Consider the following 11,809-nt stretch of genomic DNA (forward strand, 5'->3'; position numbering starts at 1 on the left):
CTCGTGGGCGTCATCATCCGAGCGCGGACCCCGGGCATTGTCGTCGTCCGAATCCGACCCTCCTCGGCCCCTCGAGCCCCCGTGATCATCGTCATGATCATCGTCGTCCCCGCCATGCCCGGAGCCACCATGATCGTCGTCACGATCATCGTCATCCCCGCCATGCCCGGAGCCACCATGATCGTCGCCACGATCATCGTCATCCCCGCCATGCCCGGAGCCACCATGATCGTCGCCACGATCATCGTCATCCCCGCCACGCCCGGAGCCACCGTGGTCGTCACCACGATCATCGTCATCCCCGCCGCGCCCGGAACCGTCCCGGTCGTCTCCGTCCTTCGCAAGGGCGACGGCAGCTTTTACCGAGACAAGCCCGAGACCGGCATCCAAGCTGACACTCCACGGCGCGAGTGCCATCACGCCCGCGAGCGCCATTGTTGCCGTCGTCGTCCTGAGCAGGTTGGCCTTCCTCATGATCGATCTCCTGTTTTGGCTGATGCTTCCATGAGGTCTACCAAAGCGGGAATCCGTCCTTGAAGAACCGGACGAAAGTCCGGTTCGCCTCCCGAAGAGGTCCGATGAAAATGAAATCCGGGCCCGTCCGGGCACCACGGCGCCCGCCCGTGAACATCCTGAGTCGCCCGCGAGGCTCTGCTTTCGGCTTTGCGGTCCTAGGGATGAAGGCCTGCCTCCAAGCAGCGGGTCCATGTTTGCGATCCGCTTCGCAGGGTCATGCTTCGCCCTCGTCCTCCGTTGCCGGCGCCCGCGCGGCGGCTTGGAGGCGGCTGGCGCCGAACCGGTCGGTGGGATCAAGCTCGACAGCCTTGGTCAGATAGAGCGTCCCGAGGTCGAGGCGGCCGAGGCGCATGTGGCAGTAGGCGAGCGCGATGAGAGCCTGGAGATAGAGACCCGGCGCCGTCTCGGCCTCGTGGAAGTCTGCGTCCCCGGAGCAGACGGCGGTCCAGTCGGCGGCGACGTTCAGCCGTCGCGCGGCCATGCCGAGGATCGCCTCGGCATGCGGGAGCGCTTGCGCGAACCGGTGGGTGTAGAAGTGGAAGCGGTAGGCCGCCAGCCGCACGTCGAGGTCATGGGGAGCCGCGGCCAGCGCCGCCTCCACCGCGCGCGCGGTGCCCTCCGGGTCGCTGCGAGCGCCTGGCGCGTGGGCGAGCCACTCGAATGCATCCCGTACCGTGTCCTCGAGGGCCATGCCGATCCCGTCGTTGGCGCTTCCAGGGGCAGTCTGGTCCGTCGGGGCGGAGGTTGCAACGCCGGCCGCGCAATGCGGGGTGCCGGGGCACCTGCGGGACGGGCCGTTGCCGCCGTTCATGGCAGCCCGTCGGGGAGTCCGTTCGAGGCGCGGGCGTGCGTCGCCAGCGCACGGGCCGTCGCCCCTGATTTGACCCCAACCCGGGGACGCCTCCCTCTCCGGCAACCGGGAGGGAGAAGGTCATGACGAGGATCATCCGCGGGGGCGGCCGCTGCGGCGGTGGGCGATCCGATTAACGTCATGCGAAAGGGCGACCGCGGGCTGATCCTTGATGAGAAAGGGCGGACGCTTGGCCGGACGGCGGGGGCGTGCGCGCCGACAAGCCGTACTGCGGTTCTGCGGGGAGAGATCGTGGCGATCCTTCGATGGCGCAGGGATGACGGAGATGAGGCTATTCGCCACCTGATCCGTCGAGACGAGTGGGAGGTCGTGCTGCCTGAATTCGGTGAATTCAGTGGAAGGGAGAGCTGAGTTTCGCGAGCATCGGCATCGGGAACGGGCGACGAAATTGCTTTGCCGCGATCCGCCGGAATGGCAGCGACGCACTCATATCGACCGTACGGCACCCGGGTGCGGCGGAGAGTACATTGGCAGATCACCCGAAAACAGACGGTCCGCCATTGGAGCCGCGCCCGCCGAACCCGCCGTTGGTACGCGCCGCAGCGAAAGGACCGACCCAGCCGATACTGTTGAAATACTCTCAGTTGGTTTTGACCGGAAGCAATTGCGCGCGTTCTTTCGGCACTCTGCTTCCACGCCTGTCGCGTGTATGATCGACTTTCTCAGCCGATCTGCATCGCGGGGGCGTTTGTCAGGCAGAGCTTGGCCAATTTCCGGAGGTTCTGGGCGGTGGCGGCGAGTATGAACTCGTCCTTCGCTCCCAATGGCCCCCTCAGTCGCAGCCGGCTGAGTCCCAGAATACGTTTCAGATGCGCGAAGAGCATCTCGACCTTCTTGCGGCGCCTTGAGGCCGTCTCGTTGAAGGCAGACGCCGTGCAGGTTCGGGCGAAGTCGCGCACGATCTCGTATTTGCCGCGTTGCAGGATGCGCATTTCGCTGTTTGGGCAGCATTGCACCTTCAATGGGCACGCCTGACAGTCCGCTTTCGTGGCACGATACCTGCGTGGGTTCATCTCAGTGGAGAGGCGCGCCGGGTCGGAATAATTCCGTCGCCTGTGCCGCAGATCCTTCCCTTCCGGGCAGATGTAGCGGTCATCCTCTTCGTCCCAGGTAAAGGCGGAACGTGACAACGTTCCGTCCGTACGCTCGCCCTCGTCGATCACCGGGATGAAGGGCAGGATCTTTCGCTTCACGACGATCTCGACCAAGCTCGCTTCGGATCCATAGGCTGTATCGGCAACCAGCCAGTCGGGGCGAATGTCGAAGCGTTCTGCCGTGCGATCCTGCATCGTCAGCGTTGATCCGACTTCGGCCTGCCGAACAGAACGGGTCGCCTCGACGTCCATGATGATCCCGTGATCCATGTCGATCAGGTAATTATCTGAATAGGCGAAGAAAGCAGGCCCTTGCGCGCTGCCGTCCACTGGCTGGCAGGATCGGCATGTGCCGTGAACTTGGGCTCGACGGGCGTGGCCGCACCGAAAGCTACCTCATCGAGTGTGTCGAGATATTCGCGCACCGCCCTCGGGGCCTCTGAAGGATCGAGGGTGGAGGCGTCCCATTTGCTCTGAGGGCTGGAGTTCTGTTTCTGGACGTCGGCGTTGATCAGGCTTGCATCGACGGCAAAGCCATGACCGCCTACCAGGCCATGGGCGATGCACTGGGCCACCACCCGCTCGAAGACGCGACGGAAGATGTCGCTGTCTCGAAACTTGCCGTGCCGGAGCTTCGAAAGGCTCGAATGATCCGGCACCTTGTCTTCGAGACCGAGCCGACAAAACCAGCGATAGGCGAGGTTGAGGTGAACATCCTGGCACAGACGCCGCTCCGAGCGCAGCCCCATGACGTAGCCGATGACCAGCATCCGGATCATGAGTTCGGGATCGATCGAGGGCCGACCGGTATGGCTGTAGAAGCCGCGCATCTCCTCGTGCAGGTCCCTCAGATCAAGGAAGCGGTCTATACCCCGGAGCAGATGGTTGGAGGGGATGTGCGTCTCGAGATCGAACTCGTAGAACAGCCGGGCATGGGCCTTCTGCCTTCCAAGCATCGCAATCCCTCCAAATCCCTATAATTCAAGGGAATCAGAAGCCTCTACCCCAATCAAGCCCAGAGTTTTTCAACAGTATCGACCCGAAGCGGCCGTTCGCTGCGCCAATGCCCAATTTTGGCTAGGGGCCGCACCTTGCCCCGTCACGCACCTCGACGCCACCAAGGTGCGCCTGGCGCTCATGCACTCGCCGCCGGTCGCGCTCCTGCGCGAGTGGCCGGTTTCGCGGGTTTCTGAAGATGCGATGCCGAACCGTGCGGCAGCTCTCCGCCCTGAACTGCAGAATGTGGCGACAGGTCCCGATGCAGGTTCGCACTTGCCCGCTCGCCCTTCACCCCCACATGCCGCGCATCTTCGCGGCGACGTCGATCTTCGGGGGCGTTGGATCTGGTAGGGCCGCAGAGTGAAGCCGAAGCTGAACTGTTTTGCATCCAGTTCCCGCTCGGCCGCACGGCTATCAACATCGAGCCGTTCCAACACCCCTCTTGGTGTGAACCAGGCCTCAAGCGCCCGAGAAGCGTTGGCCGGGTCCCGCGTGTCACGGAACCAGATGCCGCTATGCGTCGCCACGGCAGGATAAAAGCTTCGCCCGTTGGTCGCGAAAATGAAGGGCGCCTTGTGCCCGTCCCACGGGCCACCCGCGAAATCGAAGAAGGCGTCGGGTTGAATGTCCTTCGAATAGCGGGTCGCCTGCAGATCGACGGCGGACATCACGTTCTTCCGCTTGCGCTTCGCCTCGACCACGCCGACCAGCGTCCGCCCTGCAAAGATCGCATAGTCGGCCGGACCAGATGCCGTTGGCCATTCTGCGATGGCGATGTTCCGGTTCCTCTCGGGTCGTACACCCCTTGGCATATCGCAAGGCGATGCTGTCAACCTCCCAGCCGGCCTGACGCAACTGCTGGTCCACCAGCAGCCGCGTATCCCCTTCGTCAAAATCCATGTCCTTGGCGGATTCAAAAGCCGCCGCGATGAACATGCGCGCCTTTTCCGGCTCTGCGGGCCTCGCCGCCCGGCGTTCGGCGTCATCGGCCAATTCCTCGAAGAGACTTCTTTCTTCCTCCGCAAGGCGCGCGCGTTCCTCTGCGTCCAGCGCGGCTATTTCCGCAGTCGCTGCCGATCGGTCAGGCGGGTGGGTTCGGCGGACCGCTCTTGCAGCTGTTCCATCAGATGCCGAACCTGCGCCTTGAGGTCGTCCGCGTCCTCGCTGGCCAGCGTTGGTGGAACAAAGGGTATCGTTAGCCCAAGTATGCGCATGACGGACGCCCGCAGCCAGACGCCAAGGCGATGACACAGCTTAACAGGCCGCTGAAATAGTCGGCACGTCGGAACGGTTTCCCTTGGCAGTCTGACTGAGGGAGGTCGGCTTCCGAGGTTTGGCATGCTCGGGCGCGCCCGCCGATCTCATTCCGCGAGCAATCTTGGCAGCCGGGCCAGGTTGCAGGCCGCCATCGTGAGGGTGAACTGGGCGCCGATGCGCTTCACGCCGCGCAGCATGGTCTGCGCCATCGGCCCGACGGTCTTGGCCCAGCCGAAGGGCTCCTCGATCTTCTTCCGGCAGCGCTGCGAGATCGCGTAGCCCTCGTGCCGGGTGGTCCGGCCGTTGATCGCCGAGAACTTCGCCTTCTGCGCGACATGGGGCGTGACACAGGCCTGCCGCAGATCCTGGACGAACTCCTCGGCGTCATAGGCCTTGTCGGCGCCGAGCGTCAGCCGCTTCGTCGAGCCGGGCGAGTGGCGGTGGACCATGTCGAGCGCGGCTTTTCGTTCGGCATGACCGTCCGCCTGCGTGACTTCGGCCTGCACCACGAAGCCGTGCCGGTTCTCCATCAGGGTATGGCCCATGAAACAGAGGATCGCGCCGGCCCCCGGGGACTTCTTGTAAAGCCGCGCCTCCGGATCCGTGACCGAGGCGTGGGTCGCGTTCGAACGCTTCTGGCCCCGGAAGTCGACCTCTGCATTTCGGGTTCCGGATTTCGGCGGGGTCATCGGGGCGGTCTCGGGCTTCGTCTCGGTGGGTTCAGCTTCGGCGGCGGGCGGAGTGGCTGGCGGATCGTCGGGACCGCCGCCGGGCTCTTCCGCTTCCTGCTCCGGCTTTGGCTGGAAGCTCTTCACCGACGCCCAGGCCTTGATGAGCGTGCCGTCGACCGAGAAGTGCTCGTCCGACAGGAGCGGTGCGATCTCGCGATGGGCGAGGATCGCTGCCAGAAACTTCTGTGCGATGTCCGTCGTCAGCAGCCGGTCGCGGTTCTTGCTGAACACGGTCGGGACCCAGACCGGATCGTCAATCCCCAGCCCGACGAACCAGCGGAACAGCAGGTTGTACTGCATCTGCTCCATCAGCTGCCGCTCGGATCGGACCGAGAACAGGATCTGGATCAGGCTGGCACGCAGCAGACGCTCGGGCGCGATCGAAGGGCGGCCATCGTCGGCGTAGAGCCGGTCGAACTCAGCGTCCATGCTGATCAGCGCGTCGTTCACGACCCGGCGGATCCTGCGGAGGGGATACCGGCGCGGAACGCGCTCCTCAAGGTCGACGTAGCTGAAGAGCGATCCGCTCGTCTCGTCCGTCCCGCGCATCCGGCGATCCCCTCGTCCTGCCCGCGAGGGTGAACCACGTCCTGCATTCGGCGTCGAGGTCAGGGTTTTTCAGCAACGTGTTAAGGGCTTCGAACGCCTTGCGTCGCTCGCCGGCATGACCGTGAACGGCAGCGTTACCATCGACACGGAGGCCATGCAGGACGTCGAGGTTTTCGGATGGAACGAGATCGTCGCGCCTGATCGTCCTCAGCATACCCGAGAAGGTATCGTCCGCGGTCATGACCACCCCGGCGTTTTCCGCGACGACCCGGGTCATGCGCTCTGCGAACTGGCGGGTCTTGATCAGAGCCGTGTTCGCGTCGTCGACGAAGTATCGTTCCGCATGGGATGCCAGAACTGCCAAGGGGCGATCGATTTCCAGAAGGTGATCGAAATTCTGGCTACGCATGCCGGATGCCACTGAAATCTCATGAACGACCCGGCGTCAGGATTTCTCGTCTTCTCCGGCAATGCAACAGAAGCAGGTCAGAAAAGACGCGCGCCGTGTTTACAGGCCAACGTGTCGCAAGCCCGGCGCGACCGCCGGCCAAGGTGGCCCATCAGGTTCGGCTTACGCCACCGCGCCGCCCAGAGCCATCGTCTCACCCCGACGAACACGGCGGAGGCAACCCTCCAGCGTGCCCAAGCCATTGATTTCCTATGTCTGGTGAAATCGATGCTTCCATCAGGGAAGCAGAAACGCCCGTTCTGTGGAAACTATGCTTCCCTCTACACAAGTCTGTAAAAGGTAGCATAGTTAGCACAATTATTGGCATCAAGTCATTGAATTCGTTGAACCGATCTTCCTGCCACTACACCGGAGGAAGCATCGGATTCGCCGGCTGGAAGCATCGGTTTCACCAAATGCACGCCTTCCTGCCGTTCGAGGTCATCTTCAGGCCTTTTCGACACGTCGGCAGCCACTTCGTGGCACGGTTCATGGACGCCTTGCCGACGGCCGGCGCGCGCGACGAATGCCTCCACCTCCCGGCGACGGTAAAGCCTGGTGCCGAGTTCACGCGGATCGCACACGGGCAGCACGTCCGACGCCAAGACCTTCGCGGCTGTGGCAGGATGCACCCCGAGAACGTCCGCGGCCCACGCCAGCGGAAGGTACGTCTTCGTGAACCTCTCGATTTCGGCAGAAGAGACGTAGGCCTCTGCGTGGAGGCCCCGACATTCCGCGGCGGAGGCGAGGGCCAGGGTCGGCCAGTTGCCCCCCCGCGACACCAGCCGCTTCACCACTTCCAGGTTGACGCGCAGCAGGACCGCGGCGGATGTCAGCCGGTTCAGGTCTGTTCTTGACCGAGCATGGACAAGGACCCGGACCTCTTCTAGGCTGAACCGGAGGCTGTCGAGGCGGTGGCGAGGGCCGATGAGGCGGGTCTTGCGCAGCTTTCCTTCCATCTGCCAGCGGATGAGTTCCGCCGTGGACGATCGGCCCTTGCAGGCACGGGTAAGGTCCAAGAACCCATCGCCTTCTTCTGACACTTCCGTCACGCCGGCCGTGGCCCGCACAAGAAACTCCCGTAACTCATCGCGATTGTAGGCTCCAACAGAAAGCCCGCACTTGCCCTCGGCCACGGGGACGACGGAATTCACCAGGTTCCCAGCCACCAGCTGTTCCGCCTGCGTCTTGCTGCAGCCAAGGAAGCTCTTCAGCTGGTTCTGCGGGATCGAGTTCAGGATCCGCGCGATCAGCTGCTCACCCTCGGCGGCGGGGAACACCCACTGGTTCAGGCTTCCTGATTGGTGTCTTCCGGGATCATCCCGGCCTTCCGCAGCAGCCGGTAGAGCCGCTTCGGGTTCAGGCCGGTCTTCACCTTCAGCGAGTTGACGCTGTGAACGCGCAGGCGATCCACCGCCTCACCGAACACCAGTTCGCCGGGCTCGATAACGAAGGAGTTCTGAATGGCATCTCGTACCAGACCGCGGATGGGACCTGCATCGACCGCCCGGTCGGCGTATTCGAGCCAGCGATAGAGCTTGCCGAAGACGGCCTGTGGCCCCGTCCGTCCGCTTCGGCGACCCGACATGCGCCGGATCGCGATCAGCGCCTCCGAGATGGCATCCCCGCCTCCGACGCATACGTCGAAGCCGAGATGGCCGACCCGCGCCCAGTCGAATTCCGTATAGGCCTTGATTTCGACTTCAGGTCCATCGGCGATGAGGCTGCCGAGCATCTCGCACGCCTTGACGCCCTGGGCGATCGTCTGTTTGTCGAGCCATGCCGACGCATCACGTCGGCCATCCAGCCACCCCAGGACATATGATTGTAGTTTCCCCTGCAAATGTGGCTCGACGGGCGGTGCGGAGGTCGCTGACATCTGGTGGTGTGCCAGCAGGGTCGGCAGATCGAATGCCTTGGCGCTGTCGCGGGTGGAGCATTCCACCATTGAGGTGACATGCAGGGGGCAGCGGACGACCGGCCGAAGGAGCCAGGACCAGCGGAGGCGCACGGCCCCCTGCCCCAACTCCGGATGGCTGGCAGCATCATCCCTCACGCAATCCGGGCAAAACCGGACGGTCGTGCGCAGAAGGACCGGTAAGGACAGCGTCACCCCGCGCAACAGAAAGCTGTCGTCGGATATCCGACGCAGGAGGTTGCGATCGACGGCATCCGCCTCGGCCCCGTACACCGCCACCAGCGCATTGGCGAACTCCTCGGTGCCATCCCGGAGATCTGGCGGCCGAAGACCGAAGTATCCGCAGAACCGTACGACGTCGACGCCGGCATGGAAGTGCCCCAGGCGGCTGAAATATCCCTGCGTTACCTCGTCGGCGCAGACGGGTAGCGTCGGAAGCAGGAGCGACCGGGTCATTCGCCCGCCTTCCGCCGCGACGTCCGCCGCGGCTTTCTCGCACGACGAGGGGCACCGCCTTCGCCGCGGAGTTCGTCCGCTCGCGCCGCCGCTTCCACCTCTTCCGCGGCACTGGCGCGGCTGGCCCAGTCGCTCAGCACGAAGGGGTTGCTCGGGTTGAAATCGATAAACTCCATATCGAAGACGGCCTCGAAATCCGTGATCTCAAGGGCGGAGGCGCCATCCTCTAGAGCGTAAACGATCGAGGTCGCGATCAGCCGCATGGCGCGACCAAAACTGCCGTAGCACCCCTCAAAAATCCGATGTCCGACATATGGGTCGCGGGCGAATGCTGCGCCCGAACTTCAGGCCGGCCTCGCGGGTCAGATCGCGAAGGGCTCCGTTGATCAGGCTAATCGAGGCGTCCGGCTTGAAGGGGACCAGGGGAAACTCCGGAAGCCGCCGTGGCAGTTCGTCATTCTCCGGCCGGAGGATGAATTGGCGAAGTCGACTTGTCCCGATCACGATGAGACAGAAGCCTCGTCCGTCCTGAAGAAACGACTTCAGAAACAGGTTGACCGATCGGTCGTTCTTGCCCAGCTGATTGTGGACCTCATCAAGTATGATCACCCTGATGCCCGCAAGTTGCAGGCGGTGGACCGTGAGATGCTTGGCCTCGATGTTCGTCATCCGTGCCGGAAAGCTGCTGAACCCCGTCAGGCGGCAGAGGTCCATGTAGACGCCCTTGATCGTGGCGTCGGAGCGTACCCGGCAGTAAACGACATGCTTGCCGCGTCCCTTGTCGTCCAGATGATCGCCGAGAGCCCGTGCGACGGCTTTCTTGACCAGGGTGGTTTTCCCTTCGCCGGACGGGCCGACGACGGAAATCCCCTTGGTCTCGCCGTGGACGCGTTTGGGCTCGGGGAGCAGGTTGCCGTCGTTGTCGCGCCTGAGAACCATCCCGAGCCGTGTAAGGAACTGGTTGTCCCACTCGCTGGAAACGTAGCAGTTCAAGATCCGGTCACTCACCGAGGCAATGCAGTCGAGCGGGGGCAGAGGCGCCCCCGGCATCGCCTGGGGACCTTCATCGAGGCCGTTCCCGGGAGGGGCTTCCGACGCCGCAGGGACCGGGCTGGTGGAATTGTTGGTCACGCTGATCACTCCAACGTTCCGGGTTTCAATGGTGTCTTCTGTCGGCGGCCGGACGGGCTGCCTTTCGCGGGTGTGTCACGCGCGGTTCCGGATGCCTCCGAAGCAACGGCAGGCACGGAGGGCGCCGGAGTGTTGAGCGACAACCACCTTGGCCGGTGCCGGCAACCACCTTGGCCGGTGGGGCTGAACGGAAGACGGGCATGCCGGTCTGGAGGGCAGCCCCACCGGCCTGAGTGATTTCGGGGAAGGTGCTGGTCGCTGCGGGTTGGTAAGCCGGGTTCCTCTGCCGTCAAACGGAGGATCCGGGTTGGCCTACAAACCCATCACCGACCAGCAATTGAGATTATACATGTCCGACCTCCAGAAGCACAGTCAGCGCACGTCGGCCGCCCGCGCCGGGACCGCGCGCGCACCAGGGCGCGGATCTCGTCGAGGCAGAAGCGCAATCCGTCGATGCGCTGCGACGCGCCGATCCGGCGGGTTCTCCGCAGCTGCCCTTCGAGCTGCCAGCGCAGGATCTCGACGGTCGACGAGCGACCCTTGGCGGCCAGGGTCAGATCAAGGAAGCCCTCGGGGGTTTCGGCCACGACCGGCACCTCGGCGCAGAGGCAGGCCAGGAATTCGGCCAACTCGTCCCGGTTATAGGCGCCAACGGACAGACCGATCCCCCCTTCGGCGACCGGAACCACCGAACGCACCATCCCGGCGGCCGCCAGTTGCTCGGCCTGGGTCCGGCTGCAGCCAAGAACGGTGCGGATCTGGTTCTGGGGGATGGAATTCAGGATCCGCCCGATCAGGCGCTCACCTTCCTCGGCGGGAAATACCCATTGGTTCAGCGCCTCGGCGTCGCTGTCCGCGGGGATCATGCCGGCCTTCTGCATCAGCCGGTAAAGCCGCTTCGGATTGAGCCCGGTCGCGGCCTTCAGCGAATTGACGCTGTGAACCCGGCGCCGATCGACAACCTCGCCCAGCACCGTCTCGCCCGGCCCGATGGCGAAGGAATTGAGGATCGTCTCGCGCAGGAGATCGCGGATCGGCCCTGCGTCCTCTGCCTTCGCCGTGTATTCGAGCCAGAGGAAGAGCTTCCCGAACACGGCCTGGGGGCCGGTGCGGCCGCTGCGACGGCCGGAGCTTTGGCGGATTGCGGTCAGCGCCGCGGTGACGGCCTCCGCCCCGTCGGCGCAGATCCCGAAGCCGACATCGCCGACGCGCGCCCAGTCGAGGTCGGTATAGGCGTTGATTTCGGCCAGCGGGCCATCGGCCACGAGGCTGCCCAACATTTCGCAGGCCTTGACCGCCTGGGCGATCGGCTGGCCATCGAGCCAGGCCGCAGCGTCGCGCCGGCCTTCCATCCGTGCCACGACATAGGTTTGCAGGGCGCCCGGCACGTGATCGACTGCGGGCGGCAGGCCGCGCGGCAGGGTCTCGTTCCGCACCCGAAGCAAGGTCAGGTCGAACGCCTTGACCGCCTCCGGTTCCGGGCACTCGACCAGAACCGTCCGATGGATCGGGCAGCTGACCACCGGCCGCAGAAGCCAGGACCAGCGCAGGCGATTCGCCCCCGGACCGAGGGCGGGGTCTCGGGTGCGATCTTCCGCAAGACACTGCGGGCAGAACCGCACCGTCGTCCGGCGCAGGACCTGCACGGCCAGGGTTTCGCCGCGGAGGAGATATTCGTCGTCAGGCAACCGGCGCAAGAGGTTGTGCCCAAGCCGTTCCGGATCGAGACCCGCGAGGGCGGCCGCATGGACCAGGAACGCCTCGGTGCCATCGCGGAAGTCGACGGGTGGCACGGAAGTGTAGCGGCAGAATCGGCCGACATCGACGCCCGCGTGCAAA

The 11,809-nt window shown here is 64.4% G+C and carries 10 protein-coding genes and 1 pseudogene; 1 reads left to right on the forward strand and 10 read right to left on the reverse strand.

Annotated features, from left to right (window positions below):
* The first annotated feature begins 93 nt into the window (after window positions 1-93).
* Entirely contained in the window at window positions 94-537 is a 444-nt protein-coding gene (locus CK951_RS21385; RefSeq protein ID WP_198402465.1) for a hypothetical protein, read from the forward strand.
* A gap of 193 nt (window positions 538-730) precedes the next feature.
* Here the strand turns inward: CK951_RS21385 and CK951_RS09475 are convergent, their stop codons facing one another.
* From CK951_RS09475 to CK951_RS09520, 10 genes and pseudogenes are all read right to left on the reverse strand, one after another.
* Window positions 731-1,207, reverse strand: a complete 477-nt coding sequence (locus CK951_RS09475; protein WP_096785911.1) for a hypothetical protein — start codon at window positions 1,205-1,207, stop codon at window positions 731-733.
* An 842-nt stretch (window positions 1,208-2,049) separates the two neighbouring features.
* Window positions 2,050-3,437 (reverse strand): annotated as a pseudogene (locus tag CK951_RS09480) (IS1182 family transposase).
* Between the two features lie 69 nt (window positions 3,438-3,506).
* Entirely contained in the window at window positions 3,507-4,466 is a 960-nt protein-coding gene (locus CK951_RS22085; RefSeq protein WP_096785912.1) for a type I restriction endonuclease, read from the reverse strand.
* 375 nt (window positions 4,467-4,841) lie between these two features.
* The gene (locus CK951_RS09490; RefSeq protein WP_096785913.1) at window positions 4,842-6,017 is read right to left on the reverse strand and encodes an IS5 family transposase; all 1,176 of its coding nucleotides are present in this window, start codon (window positions 6,015-6,017) and stop codon (window positions 4,842-4,844) included.
* On the reverse strand, window positions 5,965-6,438 hold the full coding sequence (locus tag CK951_RS09495) for a DUF4145 domain-containing protein (RefSeq protein ID WP_157764538.1): 474 nt from the start codon (window positions 6,436-6,438) through the stop codon (window positions 5,965-5,967). Before CK951_RS09495 ends, CK951_RS09490 begins: the two co-directional genes overlap by 53 nt.
* A gap of 359 nt (window positions 6,439-6,797) precedes the next feature.
* Window positions 6,798-7,745 carry a hypothetical protein gene (locus CK951_RS09500; protein WP_096785915.1) on the reverse strand — a complete coding sequence of 316 codons (948 nt, stop codon included), beginning with the start codon at window positions 7,743-7,745 and terminating at the stop codon, window positions 6,798-6,800.
* 8 nt (window positions 7,746-7,753) lie between these two features.
* Complete coding sequence (locus tag CK951_RS09505; protein WP_096785916.1) at window positions 7,754-8,839, reverse strand: TniQ family protein; 1,086 nt, start codon at window positions 8,837-8,839, stop codon at window positions 7,754-7,756.
* Window positions 8,836-9,102 (reverse strand): hypothetical protein, encoded by a 267-nt coding sequence (locus tag CK951_RS09510; RefSeq protein WP_096785917.1) that lies wholly within the window; start codon window positions 9,100-9,102, stop codon window positions 8,836-8,838. The genes CK951_RS09505 and CK951_RS09510 overlap by 4 nt, the downstream gene beginning before the upstream one ends.
* Window positions 9,103-9,130: 28 nt before the next feature.
* Entirely contained in the window at window positions 9,131-9,979 is an 849-nt protein-coding gene (locus CK951_RS09515) for an ATP-binding protein (protein WP_157764539.1), read from the reverse strand.
* Between the two features lie 314 nt (window positions 9,980-10,293).
* Entirely contained in the window at window positions 10,294-11,808 is a 1,515-nt protein-coding gene (locus CK951_RS09520) for a TniQ family protein (RefSeq protein WP_232520602.1), read from the reverse strand.
* Window position 11,809: the final 1 nt, after the last annotated feature.

Origin of the sequence: Rhodobacter sp. CZR27 (genome assembly GCF_002407205.1) — a bacterium.
GTDB lineage: Bacteria > Pseudomonadota > Alphaproteobacteria > Rhodobacterales > Rhodobacteraceae > Cereibacter_A.